Annotated in this window: 22 protein-coding genes and 1 pseudogene; 8 read left to right on the top strand and 15 right to left on the bottom strand. The window is 72.4% G+C overall.

Annotated elements, in window-relative coordinates:
- Positions 1-41: 41 nt before the first annotated feature.
- Both FB563_RS12905 and FB563_RS12900 read left to right on the top strand, forming a co-directional pair.
- Entirely contained in the window at positions 42-1016 is a 975-nt protein-coding gene (locus tag FB563_RS12905) for an ATP-binding cassette domain-containing protein (protein WP_142218654.1), read from the top strand.
- Entirely contained in the window at positions 1013-1801 is a 789-nt protein-coding gene (locus FB563_RS12900) for an ABC transporter permease (protein ID WP_055704562.1), read from the top strand. Before FB563_RS12905 ends, FB563_RS12900 begins: the two co-directional genes overlap by 4 nt.
- Here FB563_RS12900 and FB563_RS12895 read toward each other — a convergent pair.
- From FB563_RS12895 to FB563_RS12870, 6 genes are all read right to left on the bottom strand, one after another.
- Positions 1779-4961: an ATP-binding protein gene (locus FB563_RS12895; RefSeq protein ID WP_055704561.1), complete on the bottom strand. Its 3183-nt coding sequence runs from the start codon at positions 4959-4961 to the stop codon at positions 1779-1781. The two genes, FB563_RS12900 and FB563_RS12895, sit on opposite strands and share 23 nt — an antisense overlap.
- A gap of 20 nt (positions 4962-4981) precedes the next feature.
- Positions 4982-5500 carry a hypothetical protein gene (locus FB563_RS12890; protein ID WP_055704560.1) on the bottom strand — a complete coding sequence of 173 codons (519 nt, stop codon included), beginning with the start codon at positions 5498-5500 and terminating at the stop codon, positions 4982-4984.
- 112 nt (positions 5501-5612) lie between these two features.
- The gene (locus FB563_RS12885) at positions 5613-7571 is read right to left on the bottom strand and encodes an APC family permease (RefSeq protein WP_055704559.1); all 1959 of its coding nucleotides are present in this window, start codon (positions 7569-7571) and stop codon (positions 5613-5615) included.
- A 209-nt stretch (positions 7572-7780) separates the two neighbouring features.
- Positions 7781-9352, bottom strand: a complete 1572-nt coding sequence (locus tag FB563_RS12880) for a Na+/H+ antiporter (protein ID WP_055704558.1) — start codon at positions 9350-9352, stop codon at positions 7781-7783.
- Between the two features lie 145 nt (positions 9353-9497).
- The gene (locus FB563_RS12875; RefSeq protein ID WP_055704557.1) at positions 9498-10871 is read right to left on the bottom strand and encodes a sensor histidine kinase; all 1374 of its coding nucleotides are present in this window, start codon (positions 10869-10871) and stop codon (positions 9498-9500) included.
- The gene (locus FB563_RS12870) at positions 10868-11539 is read right to left on the bottom strand and encodes a response regulator transcription factor (RefSeq protein ID WP_079048567.1); all 672 of its coding nucleotides are present in this window, start codon (positions 11537-11539) and stop codon (positions 10868-10870) included. Before FB563_RS12870 ends, FB563_RS12875 begins: the two co-directional genes overlap by 4 nt.
- 152 nt (positions 11540-11691) lie before the next feature.
- On the opposite strand from FB563_RS12870, the gene FB563_RS12865 reads away from it, so the two are divergent.
- Genes FB563_RS12865 through FB563_RS12855 form a run of 3 tightly spaced genes read left to right on the top strand, consistent with a single transcriptional unit; the run spans position 11692 to position 14041 of the window.
- Complete coding sequence (locus tag FB563_RS12865; RefSeq protein WP_055704555.1) at positions 11692-12384, top strand: DUF4956 domain-containing protein; 693 nt, start codon at positions 11692-11694, stop codon at positions 12382-12384.
- Positions 12381-13193 carry a polyphosphate polymerase domain-containing protein gene (locus FB563_RS12860; protein WP_055704554.1) on the top strand — a complete coding sequence of 271 codons (813 nt, stop codon included), beginning with the start codon at positions 12381-12383 and terminating at the stop codon, positions 13191-13193. Before FB563_RS12865 ends, FB563_RS12860 begins: the two co-directional genes overlap by 4 nt.
- Positions 13190-14041, top strand: coding sequence for a phosphatase PAP2 family protein (locus tag FB563_RS12855; protein WP_055704553.1), 852 nt, complete (start codon positions 13190-13192; stop codon positions 14039-14041). The genes FB563_RS12860 and FB563_RS12855 overlap by 4 nt, the downstream gene beginning before the upstream one ends.
- 49 nt (positions 14042-14090) lie before the next feature.
- Here FB563_RS12855 and FB563_RS12850 read toward each other — a convergent pair whose 3' ends face one another.
- The 7 genes from FB563_RS12850 to FB563_RS12810 form a co-directional block, all read right to left on the bottom strand.
- A complete protein-coding gene (locus tag FB563_RS12850) occupies positions 14091-15020 on the bottom strand; it encodes a hypothetical protein (protein ID WP_055704552.1) in 930 nt (309 codons plus the stop codon).
- Positions 15021-15116: 96 nt separating this feature from the next.
- On the bottom strand, positions 15117-15611 hold the full coding sequence (locus FB563_RS12845; protein WP_055704551.1) for a hypothetical protein: 495 nt from the start codon (positions 15609-15611) through the stop codon (positions 15117-15119).
- A 146-nt stretch (positions 15612-15757) separates the two neighbouring features.
- Complete coding sequence (locus FB563_RS12840; RefSeq protein WP_055704550.1) at positions 15758-16105, bottom strand: beta propeller repeat protein; 348 nt, start codon at positions 16103-16105, stop codon at positions 15758-15760.
- A 224-nt stretch (positions 16106-16329) separates the two neighbouring features.
- Entirely contained in the window at positions 16330-16746 is a 417-nt protein-coding gene (locus tag FB563_RS12835) for a YeeE/YedE thiosulfate transporter family protein (protein WP_055704549.1), read from the bottom strand.
- Complete coding sequence (locus FB563_RS12830) at positions 16746-17402, bottom strand: YeeE/YedE family protein (RefSeq protein ID WP_055704548.1); 657 nt, start codon at positions 17400-17402, stop codon at positions 16746-16748. The genes FB563_RS12835 and FB563_RS12830 overlap by 1 nt, the downstream gene beginning before the upstream one ends.
- Positions 17403-18370: 968 nt before the next feature.
- The gene (locus FB563_RS42900; RefSeq protein ID WP_079048565.1) at positions 18371-19234 is read right to left on the bottom strand and encodes an SCO2400 family protein; all 864 of its coding nucleotides are present in this window, start codon (positions 19232-19234) and stop codon (positions 18371-18373) included.
- 119 nt (positions 19235-19353) lie between these two features.
- Positions 19354-19578 carry a hypothetical protein gene (locus FB563_RS12810; protein WP_107100526.1) on the bottom strand — a complete coding sequence of 75 codons (225 nt, stop codon included), beginning with the start codon at positions 19576-19578 and terminating at the stop codon, positions 19354-19356.
- 753 nt (positions 19579-20331) lie between these two features.
- Here FB563_RS12810 and FB563_RS12805 point away from each other — a divergent pair.
- The 3 genes and pseudogenes from FB563_RS12805 to FB563_RS45445 all read left to right on the top strand — a co-directional run.
- The gene (locus FB563_RS12805) at positions 20332-21573 is read left to right on the top strand and encodes a serine/threonine-protein kinase (protein WP_055704546.1); all 1242 of its coding nucleotides are present in this window, start codon (positions 20332-20334) and stop codon (positions 21571-21573) included.
- 262 nt (positions 21574-21835) lie between these two features.
- Positions 21836-23401, top strand: a complete 1566-nt coding sequence (locus FB563_RS12800) for a hypothetical protein (RefSeq protein ID WP_055704545.1) — start codon at positions 21836-21838, stop codon at positions 23399-23401.
- 17 nt (positions 23402-23418) lie between these two features.
- Positions 23419-23588 (top strand): annotated as a pseudogene (locus FB563_RS45445) (site-specific integrase); the annotation flags it as partial.
- Between the two features lie 149 nt (positions 23589-23737).
- Here FB563_RS45445 and FB563_RS12790 read toward each other — a convergent pair.
- Positions 23738-24424 (bottom strand): response regulator, encoded by a 687-nt coding sequence (locus tag FB563_RS12790; protein WP_055704544.1) that lies wholly within the window; start codon positions 24422-24424, stop codon positions 23738-23740.
- Positions 24421-24567 carry an ATP-binding protein gene (locus tag FB563_RS42895; protein ID WP_159045447.1) on the bottom strand — a complete coding sequence of 49 codons (147 nt, stop codon included), beginning with the start codon at positions 24565-24567 and terminating at the stop codon, positions 24421-24423. Before FB563_RS42895 ends, FB563_RS12790 begins: the two co-directional genes overlap by 4 nt.
- Between the last annotated feature and the right edge of the window lies 1 nt (position 24568).

The following is a 24568-nucleotide window of genomic DNA, read 5'->3' as shown; positions in this document are numbered from 1 at the left end:
TTGAAGCCGGTCTGAACCGCCCCGGCCGCACGCTCTGGGGCATGACGACGACGGAACACGAACTCGCGATCGCGGCCACCGGGTTGCGCAAGGCCTACGGGGACAAGACGGTCCTCGACGGCATCGACATCCAGGTGCCCGCCGGCACGATCTTCTCCCTGCTCGGACCGAACGGCGCGGGCAAGACCACCGTGGTCAAGATCCTTTCCACGCTGATCTCCGCCGACGGCGGCGCGGCGCGGATCGCCGGGCACGACCTCACCGCCGACGCCCAGGCGGTCCGGGCGGCCATCGGGGTCACCGGGCAGTTCTCCGCCGTGGACGGGCTGATCACCGGCGAGGAGAACATGCTGCTGATGGCCGACCTGCACCACCTCTCCCGCCGGGAGGGACGGCAGGTCGTCGCCGGTCTGCTGGAGCGCTTCGACCTGGTCGAGGCCGCGAGGAAGCCCGCCTCCACCTACTCCGGCGGCATGAAGCGCCGCCTCGACATCGCCATGACGCTGGTCGGCGACCCGCGGATCATCTTCCTCGACGAGCCGACCACCGGCCTCGACCCGCGCTCCCGCCACACCATGTGGCAGATCATCCGCGAGCTGGTCTCCGGCGGTACGACCGTCTTCCTCACCACCCAGTACCTGGACGAGGCCGACGAGCTCGCCGACCGCATCGCGGTGCTCAACGGCGGCCGGATCGTCGCCGAGGGCAGCGCCGACGAGCTGAAGCGGCTGGTCCCCGGCGGCCATGTGCGGCTCCGCTTCACCGACCCGGCGGGGTACGAGCGGGCGGCCACCGCACTGCGCGAGACCACCCGCGACGACGACGCGCTCAGCCTGCAGATCCCCAGCGACGGAAGCCAGCGCGAGCTGCGCGCCGTCCTCGACTGGCTCGACGCCGCCGGCATCGAGGCCGACGAGCTGTCCGTGCACACCCCGGACCTGGACGACGTGTTCTTCGCCCTGACCGGCAGCAGCACCCTTCCCGCCCAGTCCAGCACCAAGGAGACCGCCCGATGAGCACCCACGCCCTCCGCGACAACCTCACCATGCTCCGGCGCAACCTCCTGCACGCGCGCCGCTATCCGTCCCTCACCCTGAACCTCCTGCTCACCCCGGTCATCCTGCTGCTGCTCTTCGTCTACGTCTTCGGCGGCGTGATGAGCGCCGGCATCAACGGCGGTCACGCGGACCGGTCCGACTACGTCGCCTACCTCGTCCCCGGCATCCTCTTCCTGACCGTGGCCATGACCTCGCTCGGCACCGCGGTGTCCGTGTGCACCGACATGACCGAGGGCATCATGGCCCGGTTCCGCACCATGGCGATCTCCCGCGCCTCCGTGCTGATCGGCCATGTCATCGGCAGCGTGATCAAGACGTTGGCGGCCGTGGTGCTCGTCCTGCTCATCGGGCTGGCCATCGGCTTCCGGCCGAACGCCACGCCGGTGGAGTGGCTCGCGGCGGCCGGGCTGATGGCGCTGGTCTCCCTCGGACTGACCTGGATCGCGGTCGGCATGGGCCTGGTCAGCCCCAACCCGGAGGGCGCCAGCAACATCGGCACCCCGCTGGTCATGCTGCCGTTCCTGTCCAGCGCGTTCGTGCCGGTGGACGCCATGCCGGGCTGGTTCCGCTGGTTCGCCGAGTACCAGCCGTTCTCGCCCTTCATCGAGACGCTGCGGGGGTTGTTGCTGGGGAGCGGGATCGGCACGACGAACGCCGTGCTGGCTCTGGCGTGGTGTGTGGGGCTGAGCCTGCTGGGCTACTTCTGGGCCAAGGGGCAGTTCAATCGTGAGCCGCGGGGGTGAACGCCCCTGACGGGGTGCTCAGTTCCCGCAGTGCCTCCGCGCGTAGTTCCTCCCGGTTCAGGGTGGCGTACCTCGATCTCGCGTCGGCGTACGCCGCCCTGTCGGCGTTCTCGGCGGCCTCCCGGGAGCGGGACAGGGACAGGGTGGGGAACTCCCGCACCGCCGGCATCCGTTCCGCGAGCGCCAGCAGCCGTACCGCGCCCGCCTCGCCCCGGGCCAGGGCGGTGAAGCCCAGCGCCAGCACCACCGTGCCGTGGACCGGCAGTTCGACCGGAGCGCCCTCCGCCGGGGTGCCGTCCGCAGGGGTGCCGGACAGCATGCCGAGCAGCCACTCCCGCAGTTCCTCGGCGAGGCCGGCCACCGGCTCCAGCCGGCCGGCCTGTGCGTGCGCCGCCAGCGCGGCCGAGCGCAGCTCCAGCGACCACGGCTCCACGAACGGGTCACCGACGTGCAGCAGGCCGACCTCCCGTACGTGCGCGACCGCTTGGCGCCACAGCCCGAGTCCGACCTCGGTCAGCCCCCGGGCCAGCGCGATCTCCGCCCTGGTCGGCAGGTCGGAGGAGAAGACCTGGGCGGACTCCGGCGGCTGGTCCAGCGCCGCGAGGCCCAGCCAGTACTCCGCCTCCTCGACGTCCCCGCGCTGCAGGCAGGCGAGCACCAGTCCCGAGTGGACCCCGACGGAGTCCGACCAGTCGCCGTACCGGTTGAACTCGCCGAGCGCCTCCAGCGCGGCCCGCAGATGGTCGTACGCCTCCGCACCCCGCTCGGACTGCAGGCACAGCTCGCTGATCCGCCCGTGACTGAGCAGCGCCGTGGCCGGATTGCCGAGCGGTTCCAGCGCCCGCAGCATCCGGCGGGCGTACGCCAGCGCGCGTTCCGTGTCGAGCTGGGCCTCCCAGACGTAGCTCGCCACGCAGGCCGCGACGCCCGCCAGCAGGGGCGCCTCGGACGCGCAGAGCTCCTCCAGCCGCTCGTACCGCGGCGGGTGCATGTCCGGTACGGCGCACAGCACGATCGCGAGCGCCCGCACCACGGTGTCCGGCGGCGCGGGCGGCAGCCGGCGCAGGGTCACCAACTGCCGTACGGCGTGCGGGCCGTGGCCCATGAAGAGGCTCGCCGTGCACACGACCGCCGCGCTGCGGGTCGGCTCGACGTCGTCCGGGCCGGGGCGGAACCGGGACAGCGGCCCGCCGGTCTCGGCGACGAGGGCGGTGAGCCGGAGGTAGTTGGAGTCGGTGGCCCACAGGGAGGCCAGTACGGCGGTGACGGCGGCCGTGCTCGGCCCGTCCTCGCGGGCCAGGGCGTGCCGCAGCGCCAGCAGGAGGTTGTCCTGCTCGGCCCGGATGCGCAGCCAGGTGGCTGCGGGGTCGTGGCTGAGCAGCGCGTCGTGGTGGGCGCGGCCGAAGTCGCGCGCCCAGGTGAGGAACCGGTCGGTGACCGGCTCCTCCTCACCCGCATCGGCGCGCTTGGCCGCGCCGAACTCCCGCAGGGTCTCCAGCATGTGGAAGCGCACCCCGGAGGGGCTGTCGTCCACCTTGATCAGGGACTGGCCGGCCAGCTGCTCCAGCAGTGCCAGGGTGTCCCCGGTCTCGCCGAGGACGTACTCCGCCGCGTCCTCGGCGAAGCCCCCGGGGAACACGGACAGGGCGCGCAGGGCCGCCTGGCCGTCGGGGTCCAGGAGGTTCCAGCTCCAGTCGACCACGGCCCGCAGGGTGCGATGCCGCTCGGGCGTGTCGCGGGCGCCGCCGCGCAGCAGGGCGAAGCGGTCCCGGAGGCGGTCGCAGATGTCGGCCACGGACAGCACGCGTACCCGGGCCGCGGCCAGTTCCACGGCGAGCGGCAGCCCGTCCAGGTGCCGGCAGATCTCGGCGACCAGGTCCGGGGGGAGTTCCACGCCGGGCCGGGCGGCCCGCGCCCGCTGGGTGAAGAGCTCCACCGAGGTGGCCTGGGACAGCTCCGGCAGGGCGTACACGGACTCCGAGCTCAGTCCGAGCGGGGCCCGGCTGGTGGCCAGGACCCGCAGCTGACTGGACCGCGACACGAGCGCCTGGACGAGTGCGGCCGCGCCCGCGACGACGTGCTCGCAGTTGTCCAGCACCAGCAGCGCGGGACCGGCGCCCAGTGCGGCGAGGATGCCGCTGACCGCGTCCCCGCCGCCGCTGAACTGCCGGCCCTCCCCGGCGCCGACCGCCGAGGCCACCTCACCGGGCACGTCGTCGTCGGCGGTGACGCCGGCCAGCGGGACGAAGTGCACCACGGGCTGCTCGGCCGCGCGGCTCACCGCGTGCGACAGGCGGGTCTTGCCCAGTCCGCCGGGGCCGGCCACGGTGACCACCCGGGCCTCGCGCAGCAGCCCGGCCACGGCGGCGAGGTCGGCGTCCCGGCCCAGCAGCGGGTTCGGGTCGTGCGGCACGCCGTGGCGGACCGGTGGCGCGTCCGCGGTCAGGAGCTCCTGGTAGACCGCCTTGAGACCGGGGCCGGGATCGGTCCCCAGTTCCTCCCGCAGCCTGCGGCGGCAGGCGTCGTACCGGGTCAGCGCGGCGGCCCGGCCGGCGGTCGCGGCCTCGCAGCGCAGCAGCTCCGCCAGCACCTCCTCGTCCCGCGGCAGCTCCCGCGCCAGTTCGGCCAGGGGGGCCGCGGCCTCCTCCCGCCGCTCCAGCCGGGCGAGCGCGAGCGCCCGGGAGCGGACCAGCGCGCGGTGCGCCCGGAGCCGTACGGTCCGCAACGCCACCACCGGGTCGTGCAGATCCTCTCCGGCCGCGGCGCCCGTGTTCCCGTCCCACAGGGCCAGCCCGGCCTCGGCCTCCGCCAGCGCGCCCCGGTGATCGCCCGCCCGGGCGCGCCCGGCGGCGGCCGCCTCGTGCAGCAGCAGCGCGGAGCTGTCGATCTGAGTCTCGTCCAGGGCCAGCCGGTAGCCGGCCGGCGTGCTCACCACCAGCTCGGCACCCAGCTGCGCCCGCAGCCGGGACACGAGGATCTGTACCGCCTTGCCCGGCCGCTCGGGCAGCTCCTCGGTCCACAGCCCCTCCACGAGCCGGCCCGTGCTGCAGCCGGTCCGCGGCTCCTCCGCGAGCAGTGCCAGCAGCCCGCGCAGCCGGGGCGCGGTGATCTCCCGGCCGCGGCAGGAGACTTGGGACAGCAGGGTCAGCTCGGTGGTCACCCGTGCAGGTTAGCCAGAAGTCAGCGGAGCCCCGAGGCCCGGAGCACCGCCCGCGCCGTCTCGTCGTCGATGCGGTGGCCCAGGCGGTCCAGGACGTCGGCTCCCTGGCGCAAGGTGCCGCGTTCCAGGGAGCGGCGCACGCCGGTGTCGAGTTCGTGCCAGAGCAGGGGGTTGGCGGTGAGGACGCGGGGGTCGAGTTCCAGGCGGTGGCCGTGGACGTCCCGCAGGACCAGGTGGGAGGAGGGGCCGTCGTACTGCCGTACGGAGGTCAGCGCGTCCGTGCGCACCACACGCCGGCGCCAGGGTGTGCGGACCGCGAGCCAGCCGGCGCCCGCGCTCACCCGCTGGGGGAGCAGGACGGCGCCCACCGCGGCCGACAGGGCGATCCAGAGCAGGGCGCGCAGGGGCGTCAGGCTTCCCGCGTCCCAGTCGACCAGGAGGCTCAGGGCGCAGAAGGCCAGGGCGCAGGTGAACGCCAGCCGGGCGCTGCCACGCCAGTGGCGGTCGCCGGCCGAGCCTGGCGGTCCGCTCCGTCGCATGACACCGACGCTAGGTGCCCGTGCGGGGTACGGCGGCCCTTGCATACGGGCTTCTAGCGCCGTACGGCCGCATCTTGACGGGTTGCTGACGCGGTGGCGGCCCGCCCGGCCCTCAGCCGGTGTGCACGCGGGGGCGCAGGGGCCGGTTCGGTTCCGCCTCGCGCAGCACCTCGCGGGTGACGGGGGCGACCTCGCCCTGGCCGAAGAGGAAGAATCGCAGGAAGTTGGCGAAGGGGTTGCCCTCGGTCCACTCGAAGTAGATGTGCGGGGTGCAGCCGGTCGTGTCCCGGGCGTGCAGGAGCAGCGCCGCCAGGGCGTTGGAGATGGAGGAGTGCTCGAGGGTGAGGACGCGGTAGCGGTCGTGCAGGACCTCGCCGCGTACGGTCATGCCCGCCTCGAACTCGGAGGGGTCGGTGACCGTGACCTCGACGAAGACGAAGTCCTCCGTGGCCGGGATGTCGTTGTCGGCCCGGATCTGCTCGATCTTGGCGCGGTACGCGGCCTGGTCGCGGCGGCCGGGCTTGTTCGCGATGAAGCGGATACGGCGGTGCGACATGTCCCGGATGAATCGTTCCGCCATGGCGTCCAGCTCGATGCGGGTCACACGCAGCTCGAAGGCGCGGGCCAGCCGGGACAGGAAGGAGACGAGCATGATGCCGACGATGAAGCAGGCGCCGATCTTCACACCGTCCGGCCGCTCGATGACGTTCGCGACGGTCACGTAGAGCAGGACCGCGGCGACGGCGCCGAAGGCCGCGGTCCAGCCGCGCTCCCCGGCCCGGCGGGAGGCGATGGTCACGGCGATCGCCGCGGAGGACATCAGGACCAGCACGCCGGTGGCGTACGCGCCGCCCTGTGCGTCGACGTTGGCGTCGAAGATCCAGGTGACCAGGAAGGCGACGAGGGTGAAGACCATGACCATCGGGCGTACGGCGCGGGCCCAGTGCGGGGCCATGCCGTAGCGGGGCAGGTAGCGGGGCATGAGGTTGAGCAGGCCGGCCATCGCGGAGGCGCCGGCGAACCACAGGATGGCGATGGTGGACAGGTCGTAGACCGTGCCGAAGGCGCTGCCGAGGTACTCGTGGGCGAGGTAGGCCAGCGCGCGGCCGTTGGCCTTGCCGCCGGGCTTGAAGTCGTTCGCCGGGATCAGCACCGTGGTGATGAAGCTGGTGGCGATCAGGAACACGCTCATGATGAGCGCGGCGGCCGTCAGCAGTTTCTTCGTGTCCCGGATCCGGCCGGTCGGCTTCTCCTCGGTGTCCTCGGGATCTCCCTGGACGTGCGGCATGACGGCGACACCGGTCTCGAAGCCGGACAGGCCGAGGGCGAGTTTGGGGAAGACCAGCAGGGACACGCCGATCATGGCGAAGACGGTGCCGTGCTGGGTGGTCAGGGCGCTGGTCCAGTCGGTGACCAGGTGCCCGGCGGTGAGCACGTGCCACAGCCCGACCACCACGACCACGGCGTTCAGGGCGAGGTAGACCACCACCAGGGCGACGGCGACGCCGATCGCCTCCAGGAAACCCTTGAGGAACACCGCGCCCAGCAGCGCCACCAGCAGCAGGGTGATGATCATCTGCTGTCCGTGCAGGGTGTGGGTCAGATGCGGGTTCTCGATGAGGTGGGTGGAGGCGTCGGCGGCCGACAGGGTGATGGTGATCAGGAAGTCGGTGGCGGCGAAACCCAGCAGGGTCAGGACGAAGAGCTTGCCCTTCCAGAAGGACAGCAGCCGCTCCAGCATGGCGATGGAGCCCTCGCCGTGCGGGCTCTCCTCCGCCACGCGGCGGTACACCGGGAGGGCGCCCGCCAGGGTGACGACGACGAGGACGAGGGTGGCGACCGGGGAGAGCAGGCCGGCCGCGAGGGCGGCGATGCCGGGCTGGTAGCCGAGGGTGGAGAAGTAGTCGACGCCGGTCAGGCACATCACGCGGTACCAGCGCTGGCCCCGGTGCGGAGGTTCCGGCTCGGCGTGCGGGCCGGTGTGACCCCCCGCCTTGCCCATGTCGGACAACCCCTCCAGCATCCAGGCCCGGAGGCGGCCGGTATGCGGAGGGTGTTGGGTCGTGGCCATCGGCGTGCTCCTGATGTGCCGCTGTGCCGCTCGGCGTGGGGTTCGTGAGGTTCCGGCCGTCACGCCGCTGCGCCACCAGCCTAAGCAGACGGTGACACGCGGGCCCCCGGGCCAGGACGCCGGTGGCGTCAAGCTTCCGTCAAGACCGGCGGGGGCGGACATGACCAGCCACAACGCGCCCGCGGCCGGAGAACCGGCCGTCGCGTCCCTCACACATCCGACAGCCGGGCCTCCTCGAGGTCCAGGGCCCGCTGCAGCCGGCGGCGCGTCGTGTCACTGATGGCGTGGTTGTCGTACAGCCGCTGGAGTTCGCCGCTCTCGACGGCGATCAGGTCGCGCCGCAGCTGGCGGTAGACCAGGTCGGCGGACTCGGCGGGGACGCCGCCGTCGCTCCGGGAGAGGCGGTCGCGGGCGTCGTCGAGGCGGGCGGTCAGGCCCCGGCGCAGGCGGTCCAGGACGACCTCGGGCACGACCTCCAGCTCCGCGAGCTCCTCCAGGCGCGCGAGGCCCGCGTGAGCGAGGTGGGAGCGGGCCTCGGCCTCCTCGCGCGCGGTGTGGGCGGGCTCCAGGGCGATGCCGGAGGCGCGGACCACCGGGGCGAGGGTGAAACCCTGGACGACGAGGGTGACGACCACGACCGAGGTGGTCAGGACCAGCACCAGCGGGCGGTCGGCGAGCGGCGTGCCGTTCTTCGCGACCTCGGGGATGGACAGCGCGGCGGCCAGCGGCATCACACCGCGCGTGCCTGCCCAGGTCAGCACCATCGGGACGCGCCAGTTCAGCCGGGCGACCCCGCCCTCGCGCTGCACGACCGCCGACAGCGGAGCCAGCCACAGCAGCCGTACGGCGACGAGGGTCGCGGCGACGGCGAGGGCGTACAGCGGCCAGGACCGGTCACCGTGGGCCAGCGCCCGCACCTGGGAGGGCAGGGCCAGCCCGATCAGGCTGAAGACGACACTCTCCAGCAGGAACACGACCGTGCCGTACACCGCGTGCAGCTGGAGGCGTATGCGGGCGTTGGTCAGCCGGTCGCCCCGGCCGCCCAGCACCACCCCGGCGACCACGCAGGACGTCACCCCGGAGGTGTGCGCGACCTCCGCGAGCAGATAGGCGGCGTACGGGGTGACGAGGGCGATCACCGTCTCCAGGACCGGGTCCTCGGTGCGCCGCCGGATCAGGGTGACCACTGCGGCCACCGCCGTGCCGATCACCGTGCCGCCGCCCGCGAGCAGGAAGAACTCGCCGGTCGCCGCGCCCCAGCTCGCGGCGGCCGAGGCGATGGCGATGCCCGCCGCCACCCGGACCAGCACCAGCGAGGTCGCGTCGTTGAACAGGCTCTCCGCCTGCACGAGGACCTGCACTCTGGGGGGCAGGGCGAGCCGGCGGCCGAGGGCGGTGACCGCCACCGGGTCGGTGCTGGCCAGCACCGCGCCCAGGACGAACGCCATCTCCCAGGACAGGGGGGTGACCAGGGCGGCCACGGCCGCGACGGCCGCCGCGGAGGCGAGCACCAGGCCGATGGCGAGGATCCCGACCGGCTTCCACACCGCCCGCAGCTCCCGCCAGGGCATGTCCTCGGCGCTCGCGTACAGCAGGGGCGGCAGGACGACGAGGCCGATGATCTGGGGGCTGATCCGGATCTCGGGGGTACCGGGCAGCAGCGCCACCGCGAGACCGGCGACCACGAGCAGGGAAGGGGCGGGAATGCGCCAGCGGCGCGCGAAGGTGGCGACCACCGTGGCGAGGACCACGAGGGCGAGAACCGTACCGACGCTGCGCATGCCGTTCCCTGGAAATGCGGAAGGGATTGCGGAAGCCGCTCCGGCTCCCGGCCGACCAGACTTCCCGGCACACCGGTTCTCACCCTATCGGGCGAGGTCACGTCAAAACAGTGTCAAGGCCCAGGAACCGAGGCCGAGGCACCGCTCAGCACGGCACGTCGACCGTGACCGCCGCCCCGCCCCCCAGGTTCTCCGCCCGTACGGCACCCCCATGCGCCACGGCCACCGCCTGCACGAACGCGAGCCCCAGCCCCGATCCCTCGCTCGTCCGGCTGGTCTCCGCGCGGGCGAAGCGGTCGAAGGCGCGCGGCAGGAACTCGGGCGGGAAGCCCGGCCCCTCGTCGGTGACGGACAGCCGCAGCCGGCCCTCGTGGGCGGTGGCCGTGACGCGGACGGTCCCGTCGGCGTGCCGCAGCGCGTTGTCGACCAGGTTGCCGATGGCGGGCACCAGCCAGCGGGCGTCGACATGGACGACGGTGTCCGCCGCGTGGGCGGTCAGGCCCCGCCCGGCCCGTTCGGCGGTGCGCAGCTGCGGGGCCACGGCGGTTTCGACCAGGTCGGCCAGTCGTACCGGTGCCCGTGCGATGCGGCCGGTGCTGCCGAGTTCCTCCAGATCCAGCAGGGCGTTGGAGAGGTCGATCAGGCGCTGGACCTCCGCGTCCACGGAGCGCAGGGTCTGGTTGAGCTCCTCGGCGGAGCGGGGCCGGTGCAGCGCGACGTCGACCTCGGCCCGCAGCAGGGACAGCGGGGTGCGCAGCTCGTGGCTGGCGTCCGCGACGAAGCGGCGCTCGCGAACCGCCGACGCCTGCAGGCGGTCGAGCATGCGGTTGAGGGTGTGGCCCAGCCGAGTGATCTCGTCGTCGCGGTCGGCGGGCACGTCCAGGCGCAGGTTCGGCCCGCCGCCGGCGAGGGCGGCGGCCGCGGTGCGGTACCGCTCGACGGGGCGCAGAGCGGCGCGGGCCGTGCGGTAGCCGACGTACGAGGCGGCGATCAGGGTCAGTCCGGAGGCGAGCGCGAGCTGGGCGAGGAGTTCCCGCAGGGCCTCGTCACGGTGGCCGCGGCGGACGGCGGCGACCACGACGCGGGTCGCCGTGCCGGCCCGGACCCGCTCGGCCTGCAGGCGCAGCGTGTCCGGAGTGATCGGCAGCAGGGAGCCGATGTCACGGCGTACCGCGTGTCCGCGTACGGCGGCGTCGCGTTCGGCGGGAGTGAGCAGCGCGCGACGACCCACGGCGGCACTGGATGCGAGGACCCGGCCATGGGTGTCGAGGACCTGGCAGAGGCTGCCGCTGGGGCCCGGTGGTAGCGCGGCGCCGACGCGCACGGCCCGGTCGAGGCTGTGCCGGTAGGCGGCCAGGTCGTCGCTGAGCTGGCGGTCGAGGGCGCTCTGCACCCTCCAGTAGACCAGCGCGGCCGCCGCGGTCAGGACGAGGGACATGGTGACGGCGACGGCCAGCACGAGCCGGGTGACGACGGGCAGCCGGCCCAGCCGGGCACGCAGCCGGCCGAGCGGAGTCACGGGGCGGTCTCCAGGCGGTAGCCGCGCCCGCGCAGGGTCGTGATCGTCGTACGGCCGAAGGCCCGGTCGACCTTCGCGCGCACCTTGGAGACGTGCACGTCGATGGCGTTGCTGCGCAGGTCGGTCTCGCCGTCCCACACCTCGTCCAGCAACTGCAGCCGGGTCACCACGCACCCGGCGTTCTCCATCAGCACCCGCAGTACGTCGAACTCCCGCCGGGACAGCTCGAGTTCGCTGTCCGCACGCCAGGCACGCTGCTGCTCGGGGTCGAGGACCAGGTCGCCGACCTTCAGGCGGCCGGAGCCGTCGGGGCGGCGCCGGGAGATCGCCCGCAGCCGTGCCAGCAACTCCTCCAGGGCGAACGGTTTGACCACGTAGTCGTCGGCGCCGGCGTCCAGACCGGCGACCCGTTCGCTGATCGCGCCCCGCGCGGTGAGGAGGACGACGGGCACGTCGACGCCCTCGTCGCGCAGTGTCCGGCACACCGCGAGCCCGTCCATCCCCGGCAGCATCACGTCCAGCAGGACCGCGTCCAGCCGGGGGTCGCGGGCGGCGGCCAGTCCCGAGGGGCCGTCGTAACGGCCCTCTGCGGTGTGCCCGGACTCGGTGAGGTAGCGGACGACGAGGTCGGTGAGGCGGGTCTCGTCGTCGACGACCAGGTAGTGCATGGCGGTCAGGCTAACCGCCCTCACCCCCGGCCCCGGGCGCCCGGATGGCTTCATGGTCTGTTCATGTGACATCCCTACCTTCCTTCACGTCGCGGCGCTCCGCGGACCGCGACCGGTCCGCCGTCCGACGCGCCGGGACGGAAGGGACAGCCATGGACGCACTGGTGCTCGCCGCCAAGGGCATCACCACACACATCGCCCCCACAGACCTCCTCATACGCGGCGGCCTCGATGTCGTCGCCCTGATGGTCCTGGTCGGCCTGCTCTACCGGCGCCGCCCCAGCGCACCGGCGATGCCGCTGGTCCTGGTCGTGCTGAACGTAGGCCTGTTCGCGGCGATGGGCACGATCAGCGCGGGCAAGTTCCCCGCAGGGGTCGGCTTCGGGCTGTTCGGCATCCTCTCGCTGGTGCGGCTGCGCAGTGCCGCCTTCACCCTGCGCGACGTCGCCTACACCTTCGTGTGCCTGGTCATCGCCCTGTGCACCGGGCTTCCGCAGCGCGACAGCTGGCTGGTGATCGCGCTGGACGCGGTGGTGCTGCTGGCGGTCCTGCTGGTGGACGACCCCCGCGCCTACCCGCCGCCGGCCCGCACGGTGAAGCTGACCCTGGACCGGATCTACGACGACCCCTCCCTGATCGCCCACGACGTCGCGTTCCGCTTCGGACAGGCTCCGCTGTCGGTCGAGGTGGACGAGGTCGACTACGTCCGTGAGACCACCCGCGTCTCCGCCCGCTACCCAGCCGCACCGGGCGAGACCGCCGGCGCCCAGGACGGCGTACCGGGCGAACCCGAACCCGGCCCCGCCGCGGACGCCGGGCCGCGCGAGCAGGTGACCGTCGGATGACCTCCTCGCTCGCGGCCGCCCTCGGCCTCACCGCCCTGCGCGGCGCCACGCTCGCCGAGGTCGACGCGGCGGCCGCGCTCCAGCACCGCACGGACCGCAAGTACCTGCTCCCCCTCGACCGCGCCCGCGAGCTCGTCATCCGGCTCGCCGACAGCCACCACGTCCTCGACCTGGCCGGCCGTCGTACGACCGGCTACTTCAGCACCTACTTCGACACCGACCAGCTCGGGGCCTGGCGGGCCCATGTCCAGGGCCGACGCCGGCGCTGGAAGGTCCGCACACGCCTGTACGCGGAAGACGGGCTGTGCCGGGTGGAGGTGAAGACGAAGGACGGCCGGGGGGCCACCGTCAAGCACGCCCTCGGGACCGCCGCCGAGGACTACGGCCGGCTGGATGCCCGCGCCGCCGAGTTCGTGGACCGGGTGCTGCGCGAGGCGGACATCCCGGTCACCACCGCGGCACTCTCCCCCGCCGCGGAGATCCGCTACGTCCGGGCGGCCCTCGCCGACCTGGACCGCGGCACGCGCGTCACCCTCGACGGCGGCCTCACCTGCCACCACGGCGACCGCACCGCCGCCCTCGACCCGGGGCACGTCCTCGTGGAGACCAAGGGCGGCGCCCGGCCCGCCCCCGCCGACCGGCTCCTGCTGCGCCTGGGCGCACGGTCGGTCTCCCTGAGCAAGTACGTCGTCGGCCGGTCCCTGCTCACCCCCGGGCTGCCCGACAACGACGTACGCCGGCTCGTCCGCGCCCACTTCACCACCGAGGCGAGCCCCGCCCCGCTCCTGGAAAGGACCCCCGCCGCATGAACGTCCTGCGCGGCATCAAATGGCCGTACGCCGTCATCGCGGTGGTCGCCCTGGCCGCCGCCTCCTTCGGCCTGCTGCGACCGCAGCTGGCCGCGCTCGGCTTCCCCGGGCTGAAACTCTCGGCGACCGACCGCATCAAGCAGAGCCCGCCCCCGGCGCTCTTCGCCGACTCCGCGATCGCGCCGATCGGGAAGTCGGCCGGCGCGCAGCGGCAGAAGGCCGACGCCCTCTTCGCCCAGTGGAAGAAGGCGCACGGCACCACCCGCGACGACAAGGCGTTCGCCGCCTGGGCCGCACAGCAGGTCCCCGCGCCGCCCGCGGCGAAGCAGCGCACCGCCGAACTTCACCAGGTCCAGGCCCTCGCCAAGACCCGTACGGCCGCAGGGAAGAAGGCGGCCGCCTGGCTGGAGCTCAACGGCAAGAAGGACATCTGGAAGCTCTACCTCCACGACCAGGCCCAGCTCGTCCCTGCCGCGCGGGGCAACGCGGAGAAGGCCGAGCTCAAGGCGGCCCTGACGCTGGCCAAGACGATCAGCGACCAGCTGGCGGCCAAGGACGAGCAGCCGGCCCCGTACGTCCTGGACCCGACCCTGCGCCCGGACAAGCACCTCACGCCCGGCGCCAAGGGCCCGTACTCCTACCCCTCCCGGCACGCGGCGCGGTCGGCCGCGGCCGTCACCATCCTCAGCGCCCTCTCCCCGCACCGGGCCGGGGAGTACGAGTGGATGCGGGCCCAGGTCCTCTACTCCCGCCTCTACATGGCCGGTCACGTCACCAGTGACCTGACGGCCGGAACCCTGCTCGGCGACCTGATCGGCGACTACGAACTCGCGATCGGCGGGCACTGACAGGGGGGGTGCGCCCTGGCCGTGATCGCGGCCAGGGCGCTTCGTCGGCTCAGCCGACGTGCAGGGTGAGGGACGCGGTGTGCAGCTTGCCGCCGGTCTGGAACTGGAGGAACATCCGCCAGTTTCCGGACTGGGCGAACTCGGCGTGGAAGCCCAGCGCCGGCCCGCCGTGGCCGCCGTCGACCTTCGTCTCCGGGTGGAGGTGGGCGAAGGCGAGGTCGCCCTGGTGGAAGGCGGTCAGGTGGGCGTAGGTGTCGAGGTACGGCTGCAGGTCGGTGACCGGCTTGCCGTTCCTGGTGACGGTGGCGGTCAGCTGGTGCGCCATGCCCGCCATCGGATCGCCCTTCACCGTGACGGTGTAGCCGTCGACGGTGGCGGTGCCGGACGCCTTCGGCAGGGACGAGGTCATCGCCATGCCGGGCACGTTCACGGTGCGGCTGAGCACGAAGTCCTTGCCCTTGCCGGCGCCGCTGTCCGGGCTGAAGGAGGCGTACATCCGCCAGGTGCCCGGCCGCAGCGCGGCGAGCGGCGCGGTCCAGGTGCCGTTCCGGGCCATGCTGGGGTGGACGTGCTGGAAGCCGGTGAGGTCGGAGCGGATGGCGTAGAAGTGCATCCGCCTGGTCTGGTCGACGGCGAAGGCGGTGACCGGCCTGCCGTCCGGGCCGGTGACGGTGAAGCGGTACTCCGTCGCCCTGCCGGCGGGGAGGCCGGCGGCCGTGGCCGTCATCGTGTAGCCGTCCTTCGCGGCGGCGAGGCCGTTGCCGGTGGACGTGGTGCCCATGCCGGGCATCGACGCCATGTCGTCGGACGACCCCGAGGGCGACGGCGAGGCGCTGTGCTGCATGCCGGCCATGCCGGAGTCGTGGCCCTTGTCGGAGCCGGCGCCGGAGCCGCCGCAGGCGGCCAGGGTCAGGGTGAGCGCCGCGGTGGCGGCGGCCGCCGCGAGGGCGCGGCGGGGCATGCGGAAACGCTGGGACATGAGTGTGTCTTTCCAGGTGGGCGCCGGGATGCGGCGCTGCTGAACGTGGCAGAGCCGTGCGGGACCGCGGCGAGAAGCCGGATCCCGGGGGTCCTGTCACGTCCGCGCGACGCACACCTGGAGCAGGAGTTGACGCCCGCCGTCCGGTGGCCCCCGGCGCCGGGTGCCGTCGGAGCCCGGCCGGTTCCACGGCAGCAGGACGGCGGCCGGGAACACGAGGACGCCCGCCGCGAGCGGCGGCGGCGGAATCTCGGACCGGGGTGTCGTGGCCACGCACAGCGCGCCCCGCATGACCTCGTCCGCCCGGGTGCCGGCCATGGCGGCCGCGCCCGTGGTGTGACGGGCGGCGTGCGCGGCCGTCGCGCCGGACGCCGGTGGCATGGTGTCCGGGTGCGCGGTCATCGGGGCGGACGCCGGGTGCGGGACGGCGGTGTCCGCGACCGGCATGGTGCCGTGGCAGCCGCCCGCGGCCGCTGCCGGGCCGCCGTGCATGAGGAACAGCCCGAGCAGGACGGCGACCAGAACGGAGGCCCGCACCGACCGACGGATGCGGGCCCCGGCCGTGCCGGCGGCGGACTGCGCGAGGATCACGCACTCCACCTTACGGGGACCTACGACGGCGAACCCGGGAAGCCGGCCGTACGGGGGAGGACCGGTGGCGCGGCCCAGAGGTGTTCAGCGGCCGCGCGGCGGGCCCTGGACGTGACCCGTCCGGGGCCCCTGTGCTGCCGTCGGCGTTACGGCGTGCGGGTCTTCCAGATGCCGCGGCCGTGTGTGGCCACGTACACCCGGCCGCCGTCGGGGCTCGGCGAGAGGTAGACCGCCGGTGAGGTGGGCAGTCCGGTGCCCAGGTGTGCCCAGTGGCCGGTCGAGGTGCCGGTGGACACCCCCAGGTCGGTGGCGACCACGAGGGTGCCGCTCCTGGTGATCAGCGCCGCGTTGGCCGGGACGTCCGGGAAGGAGCCCGCGGCCGCGGGGTCGCCGCTGACGTCCGTCCAGGTGGCACCGCCGTCGGTGGTCTTCCAGATGTGGCCGTAACCGGCGCCGGGGCCCTCGTTCCAGTGCCGGGAGAAGCCGTTGATCACCGCGTAGACCGTTTTGCCGGAGGCGTCGGACGGGTCGGGCCAGGCCGGAGACGTAGCGGTCGGGGAAGGCGGCGGGCAGGCTCACCCGGTGCCAGGTGCCGCCGTGCCTCACATGACCGACCTCGACGAACACCTGAAACGTGGAGGCGGGGCAGCCGCCCGACCGTCCTGTCCCGCTCGTGACATGACAGGGCGGCCGGGCCTGCTGCCGGGCCCCTGTGGTGTCACAACCCGCAGGAGCCGCGGTCGAGGTGGAAGTAGCGGGCGTTGGCCCAGCGGCACAACCGGATGCCGACGACGACGCCGACGATGGTGACCAGGGCGGGCAGGTATCCGCCGGCGACCTGGACGATCGGGATTGCCGGGCACCCTCCGGAGATCGCCCAGCCCGTGCCGAACAGCACTGCGCCGGGGATCACGCCGGCATGGATGCGCCCCGGGGTCCCGCGGACCCGCAGCAGAGCGAATGCGCACACGATGATCACGACGGCACCGGCGAAGGAGAGGAGCATGCGCAGGTCCTGGAAGGTGAACATGCGGTTCAGCTCCGCGTAGTCGCCGAAGCCGATGTTGGAGACGGTGTAGCCGAGGGTGAGGCCGGTGATGATGTTGGCCAGCAGTATCGCGCCCCGGGTGCGCATCAGATCACCTTCCACAGCAGGAACGACACCGCGACGGCGGTGCCGAAGAACACGGCGGTCGCGACCAGGCTGACCGGGCGCAGACGGCCGCAGCCGTTGAGTCCGTGGCCGGAGCTGCACCCACCGGCCAGCCGGGTGCCGAAGCCGACCAGTACGCCTCCGACGAACAGCAGGACGGTCATGGTGGCCGGATCCGCGGTGACCACGTCCCGGAATCCCGGACCCATGTCGAAGCGGAGGCGGAACCGCCCGGAGGTGAGCGCGGCGATCAGTCCGCCGAAGAAGATGGAGAGCAACAGGGCAGCCTGGGTGACCAGCGGGGCGGGGCCCGGGCTCGTGGCCGAGGTGTCCTCACTCACCGCCGGTTCGGCGTCCGTTGCGAGCGGTTGTGACGTTCCGTACGGAGACGGCGGCACGGTGGGCGCGGCGGGGCTCGGGCCGAAGTGCTCCGCCGTGGCCGCGGCGAGAGCGTCGGCCAGAGCACGCTCGTCGGTGAACTCCTCGTCCATCCGCTCCAGACGGCGCTCCCTGCGCCAGTGCAACACGCGGTCCCACGCGGACGACACCCCGAAAGACCGGTCTGTGGCGAGGGTGTAGTTGATGGTGATCAGAGCGAGCCCGGCAGCGCCGGCCCACCAGGGCCAGTAGCCACTCATGCGGGGCCTCCCATCCATTCGGTGAGTCGAGCCCACCAGCCGCGCTTCGAACTGCGTCCTTGTCCCGCGTGTCGAGAAGGGCGGTCCGAAGGCTGGGGGAAGGGCGGGGATGGTGACGGTCGGTAATGCGAGACCGGTATCGTCGGAGATGCCGCCCCGAACCGAGCCATGGTCTCCGGTGCTGCGGTCACAGGTTCTGACGGCTCTGGTGGCCCGGCCGGTGCCGGCTGCGACCAGGACGCGTTCTCCGGCTGCCAGGGATCGTGTTGTGGCGGAGGGGTCTGCCGGGGTCCCTGCTCCGGGCCGACGGCACCGGACCGGTCCTGGCCGGTGGCCGCGTCTTCAAGGTGTCGCGCGCGGGCTCCGTTCGGCAGCAGGCTGATCGGCACCCGCTCGCCGGTGAGTGACACCTGGTACCGCGCGCAGCCGAGCCACCGATCCTCGCTGTCGCAGTAGTAGTCGCGCCAACCCTGCAAGCTCGCCCTGAGCAAGGGGAAAAGGGGGCATCCTGCGGCGTGCGAGCAACTCACGTTGCTCCCTTCTGACCGGCGCACACCACCCATTCCGTGAGGGCGGTTGCCGTTCTCGGTCTCCTGCCCTCGCCGCGCCCGGGTCGACGATCTCGAATAGACGCGGTGACGGCCTGTTACAACATGGAACAGTGCCTCCATTTCTCGACCGGGCGAGATGGAACCACTGTTGCGGTGTTCCGGGCAACCTCAGCGAGATTCCTGCCGCCACCGCTTGACATCGCTGAGCGAGGTATGCCACGCGGTACTTATGGTGTGACGCGTCCTCATTGCCGACCATCCTGCTGGCGGGAGGCGGCTATTCGTGGAGGCAGTGCACGTATGCGCGCCGGTTGTGGCGAAATCGTAAATACGACTGTGACTGAACTGTTGATATTACTGGGGCGTTAATGAGGGCCTTATTGAAGGGGACACCTCAGCGGTGCATGTCAAGCGTGGTCAGCCGAGGCACAGCCCGAGCAGGCAGACCTCCGTCGGCGACGTCGACGCCCGTGAGGGCCTGGTGGTCGGGGACGTGTTCGGCTTCGTGCCGTCGTCTGTCGGGGGCGCCGGGTGCTGTCGTGCCGTCGTACCGGAGCGGTCGGGGGTCGTGTCGCCGGCGGCCGGGGCGGTGCCCTGCGGCTGCGGGGCCGCCGTCGCCGCCGGGCGGGCGGGAGCCACGGCGTCCGGCCGGGCGATCGGTGACGTCGTGCGGGCCGGTGCCGCGAGGGACTGCCGCTGCGGTGCGTTGGTCGTCATCTGCGGCTGCTGCTGCGGCTGGGCAGGAGCGTGTGACGGCCGGTGGGAGTGTCGAGCGGTCGCTGGTGCGGCGGCCGGATGGTCCTTCTCGGGCGTCTGCTCCTGGACGGCGCTCGTCCTCGGGGTGTCCGGCGCCGCGGCTGCCTGCGCCCGGTCGGTGGGGTGCCGGTCCAACATGGTGATGCTCAGGCCGCCTCCGACGAGTGCGACAGCGCTCGCGACCGCCGCCCGGCGCTTGTTCTTCCTCCAGCGGGCCAGCCGGCGACGGCGTGCCGCACGCCCCGGCCACGCGGGCGGCAGATCCTCGGCGCCCATGGCGGCGCGCGGTGCCACGTCCATGGCAGCGCTGGACTCCGCCCCGCCGTCCGGGAGGCTGTCGTGCCACGTGACGGAGGCCGCGGGGTCCCGGTGGGCCGTTGTGGCCGATGCGGCGTTCGTCGACGCCAGGGCCGAGCCGCTGTGGCTGTCGGCACCGGGCGGGGCGATGTCCGGGGCGTAAGCGCCGCACCCGGGGCACACCAGTGCGCGATTGAGGTGCCGGCGGCATGAAGAGCAGTAATCCATCTGCGATCTTCCGGTCTTCCGGTCTTCCTGGTTCGACGTGCCGTCGGCCCACCGGGGCCACGGCCTGGTCCTTTGGGCGAGGACGGAACGCGCGGACGTACCCGCGCCGCGGCCCACCCCTACGGCGGCGACCCGCGCCACTCCGGCTGACCGGCCGCGGCGGCTCGTGCGCTGTCGTCCCGATGACGGGCCTGCTGACCCGCGTCCCGCCCGGTCAGCAGTGCCGCTGCCTGATGCTGCGTGTGCCGTGCCGCGAGTTGGGCTTCGGCGACGACGTCACCGCGCTCGCGTATCAGGTCCTCATAGATCGGAGTGTGATCTTTTCCGGTGGAGCTGTGTGTCATGGTCGGCCCGCTTTCAGCAAATAGACGACGGCCGGGCGATCGTAATTGAGGGCAACGCGTAGCCCCTCTGTGTCCATCGTGAAATGTCCTGTGACCACCAGGGCGTCGCATGCGTGCGGGGCACGGCGGTACCCCGCCTCTCCCTGCTTCTGCGTTCTGCATGCACCGCAGCGTTACACCGGCGTCCGTGATGTCCCGGATATGGCTGCTGATACCGCCTCAGTTGTCGGCCGCCGGAGTTCGCACAATTCGTGACCGAATTATGAAGGGATGCGGCGTGTTCCTTCAAAGAGTTGTCAGTCTCGCAACCGTTCCCGTCCCCCTGTGACAATCCTGACGTGTGGCGCGCTGTGGGAAGCGACCCCGGGAGGGGTCATGGCGCCCATCCTCCGGGGGGAGGTTTGGCAGGCGCCGACGTGCTGGGGCAGGTCCGGTTCCCCCCGTGCCGGGCCTGCCCCCGCTCTCCCGGTTCGGAGCGCCGTGGGGCGTTGGGCGCCCCAGAGTGTGACGGCCCGGCACTCCAATGCGCTGTAGGAGTGGGCCCAGGGACCCAGGGGCCTCGTGGCACCCGCGCGCCCCCTGTTCCGAGCGGGTGATCGCGCAATGAGGGGCAGGCAGGTGAATCCCCCGTCGTCTGCCTGCCCCCTGCGCACCCCGACGCCCGGTCCGAGAGGGAGTGTGCGTCGACCCGGGCAACCGGGACCCGATGACCACGGACCGAACCACCGGGCCCGGGGGACTACGAGCAACGCGATGATCGGGGTGGGTGTGCACGGTCTGCTGGCGGACCGCTACGAGTTGCAGGAACTGCTGGGACGCGGCGCGATGGGCGAGGTCTGGAGAGCCTGCGACCATCTCCTCGGGCGGCCCGTGGCCGTCAAACTACTGCATGCCGAGGAAGCGGAAGACGCCGAGCGTTTCCGCCTGGAGGCGCAGATCGCGGCCCGGCTCAACCACCCCAACGTCGTCGGCATGTACGACTTCGGCGCGCGCCATCACCAGCCCCACCTGGTCATGGAACTCGTCGACGGCTGGAACCTGGCCCAGGAACGCTCCCTGCGCGGAGCCCTGCCCCCGGCCGAAGCGGCGGCCATCACGGCCCAGGCGGCCGCCGGCCTGTGTGCGGCACACCAGCAGGGAGTGGTCCACCGGGACGTCAAACCCGCCAACCTGATGCTGACCACCGACCGCACGGTGAAGATCACCGACTTCGGCATCGCACGCTTCGCCGAGGAGGCCGCCAGCGGCCTGACCGCCACAGGCAAGATCATCGGCACCGCCGACTACCTCGCTCCCGAACGCGCGCTGGGCCGTCCCGCACAGCCCGCCTCCGACGTCTACTCCCTCGGCTGCGTCCTGTACGAACTGCTCACCGGGCGGCCGCCGTTCAGCGGAGCCACGTCCCTCGCCGTGGTCCAGCAGCACGTCAGTGCCACACCGGCACCCCCCGCCCGCCTGCGCCCCGACATCCCGCAGCCGCTCTCCGACTACGTGCTGCACATGCTCGAGAAGGACCCGTCCCACCGGCCCACCGCCGAGCAGGCAGCCGCCTGGCTCGCCGCGCAGAACGGGACACCACGACCGGCCGGGCACGACAGCACCACCCTCAAGCCCACCCCGGCCACTGACCGGCCTCCGGCCCCGCACGCCGGTGAATCCCGCGCCGGCACGCACTCCCGCCCCAGCGGTCGCCGCAAACTGGCCTCCAGGACAGTTCTCGCCGGGGCCGGCCTCGCCCTGTTCGCCGGGGCTACGGCCTTCGGAGTCTCGCTCAATTCCGGCACCACGGCGCCCACGTCTCCGGCCTCTCCCTCCCCCACTCGCATCGCACCGACGCCCGCCGGACGGACGCCGGACACGACGCCCTCACCCGCGACTCCGACCACCACGACGCCACCCGGGCCGGAGCACGGCGGCGACAAGGGCGGCGCACGGTCGGGCAAGCATGACGACGGGAAAGCAGGAAAAGGACGGCAACGGCACTCCGGCGACTGAGCCGCCGGCGGGGCTGAGCCGCCGACGGATGCCGTGTCCAGCCGTGAGGGCGGGCAGAAGCAACTTGGGTGGGAGGGCTGCCTTGGGCTGCTGCGCTGCGCATCTCACCTGCGCTGACGGTCCGCAGGCGTCCGCGCTTGTCCGCCGTTGTACGTCGGCGTTGTCACGCAGTGGGACACTCACCGCTCCATGGTTGAGCACCGGCAGGCCGGCGACGGTGACGCTACGGTACGCCCATGCATGAGATCACTACTCTGCATGAGTGCTGTCTTACAACGAGTTGACTTCACCTGAGCGTGAGCTGTGGGACGCGTTCCCCGAGGGGCGGAGCGTGGACCTGCGTACGGGTACGCCGGAGGAGGACCGGGTCGCCGACGGCGGACGGTGGGGACCCGAGCGGACGGTGCGGGCGGCGGTGATCGCCGCGTTGTTGCTGGGCGCGAACACCGGGCAACCGGGCGCGGTGGCGCGTCTGAGACTCACAGGGGCACGGATCTCCGGTCGCCTCGACCTGGCCGGCGCGCAGATCGCCCATGCCCTCTGGCTGGAAGCATGCTGGTTCGAGGAGGCGGTAAATCTCCTCGGCGCATCGACGCAGACCCTTGTGTTCACCGGCAGCCGGATACCCGGCATCGAGGCCGATTCGGCCCGCATCGAAGGCAACTTCTCCCTGCGGCACTCCGTGGTGGAGAGCGGCGCCCCCACACCCTTCAACCGCGTGAGCACCGCCCTGTCGCTCACCGACGCCCGGGTGAGTGGCGCACTGCTCCTCAACGGGGCCGAGTTGATCGCACCCGACGGGTGGGCCCTGTCGGCCGGTGGCCTGGCCATGGAAGGGGGCGTCTTCTGCCGAAACGGGTTCGTCGCATACGGGGAAGTCCGGCTGATGGGGGCGCGGTTGCCGGGCACTCTGGTCATGCCGGGAGCCCGCCTGGAAGGCCCCGGCCCTCGCGGCGTGGCCCTCACCCTCGACAACGCCACGGCCTCGTCGCTCAAGTTCTCCGAGGGATTCACCGCAAACGGCACGGTACGGCTGCGGGGCACCCAGGTCAGGGACAACGTGACCTTCGACGGAGCCGTCCTGAACGGCCCGCCCACCGACGACGGACACGCCCCGGCCCTGATCGCCATGCACCTGAAAGCCGTCGACCTCGAACTCACCCTCGCCCGACCCCCGTCCGGCACCCTCGACCTGCGGGGCGCCCAGGTGTCGTACCTCCACGAGAACGAGCACAGCTGGCCGGAGAGGGTGGAGCTGGACGGCTTCGTCTACGGCTCCATCAAGACGGCGGACGCGAACGACGAGCGCCGCGAGGCCGTGGGCGACCGGGAGTCGGTGGCCCGCCACGTGGCATGGATACGCAGTAGCCCGGGCTACAACCCGCAACCGTACGAGCAACTGGCGGCCTGGTACCGCAAGGCCGGGCACGACGACGACGCCCGCCGCGTCCTCCTCGCCAAACAACGCCACCGGCGCCGCACGCTGTCCCCGGCAGCCCGCGCATGGGGCCATCTCCTCGACATGACCGTCGGCTACGGCTACCGTCCCTGGCTGGCCGGCGTCTGGCTCCTCGCGCTGATCCTGCTGGGCACAGTGGCCTTCGGCACTGACTCCCCCAACCCGGTCCAACGAGGACAAGGCGCTCCCTTCCAGCCCCTCGTCTACACACTCGACCTCTTGATCCCCATCGGGGGCCTGGGACAGCGCACGAGTTGGTACTGGTCGAACGACAGCCTCCAGTGGCTGGCCTACCTGCTGATCGCCTTCGGCTGGGTACTGACGACCGCCGTCATCGCGGGTGTCACCCGCACCCTGCAGAAGAACTAGCGGGCGACAGCTGCGTTCAGGAGCTGCGGCACAGCTTCGTGTCCCTGCTGTCCGACCGTGCTGTCCCGCTGGAGGAGATCTCCCGGCTCGTCGGGCACTCCGGGACGGCCGTGACCGAGGAGGTGTACCGGAAGCAGATCCGGCCTGTGATCCAGACCGGCGCGTGGTCATGGACGGGATCTCCGGCCCCGCCTTCTCAGCCGAGGGTCTCGTAGCCCGGCCTTCCCCATCGAGCCCCGCGCCAAAGGCGAGCCGACCGGCAATCCCCTGCAAGGAGGCCGCCCTGGTGGAGATCACCAACCTGTCCGGCCTGACCGGCCGGCCCCCGGCTGCGGATCACCGTCCGCCGCGAGGTCGTGCACCCCAAGTACCGGCAAGTCCGCTTTCGTAGGCGGCGATGACGAGTTGGGCCCGGTCCCTGGCCCCCAGCTTCGTCAGCAGACGGCTGACGTGGGTCTTGACCGTGCCAACGGTCAGATACAGCTCGGCTGCGATCTCGTTGTTGGACAGGCCACGTGCGATCAGACCCAGCACGTCACGCTCGCGGCCGGTCACCCCGTCCAGGGCATGGGTGACCGGGCCTGTGTAGCCCGGGCGGCGGACGTAGGTCTCGATGAGCCTGCGGGTGACGCCGGGTGACAGCAACGACTCCCCGGTGGCGATCACTCGCACGGCGTCGACCAGGCGTGCGGGTGGAGTGTCCTTGAGGAGGAAGCCCGCGGCGCCTGCGCGGAGCGCTTCGAAGACGTACTCGTCCAGGTCGAAGGTGGTGAGCACCAGGACGTGGACGGGTACCGGAGAGGGGCCGCCGAACAGCGCGCGGATGGCCTCGATGCCATTGAGCCCGGGCATCCGGATGTCCATCAGGGCCACATCGGGGCGCAGTTCGCGGATCACCCTGACCGCCTCGGTCCCGTCGGCCGCCTCGCCGACGACCTGGAGATCGTTTTCCGACTCGAGCAGCACACGGAACCCGGCACGCACCAGCGTCTCGTCGTCCACCACGACGACCCGCACCGTCATGCGTCCTCCAGATCGGCGCCCACGGGGAACTGGGCTGTTCGCTCGTCCGCGGCGTACGGCAGGCGAGCGGTGACGCGAAAGCCGTGCGGCGAGAGGGGGCCCGCGTGAACCTCGCCGCCGTAGAGGGCGGCGCGTTCCTTCATG

The sequence above is a fragment of the Streptomyces puniciscabiei genome, assembly GCF_006715785.1.
Classification (GTDB): Bacteria; Actinomycetota; Actinomycetes; order Streptomycetales; family Streptomycetaceae; genus Streptomyces; species Streptomyces puniciscabiei.
Note: the sequence above shows the minus strand (reverse complement) of the source record. Positions and strands in the feature narration are given on the sequence as shown.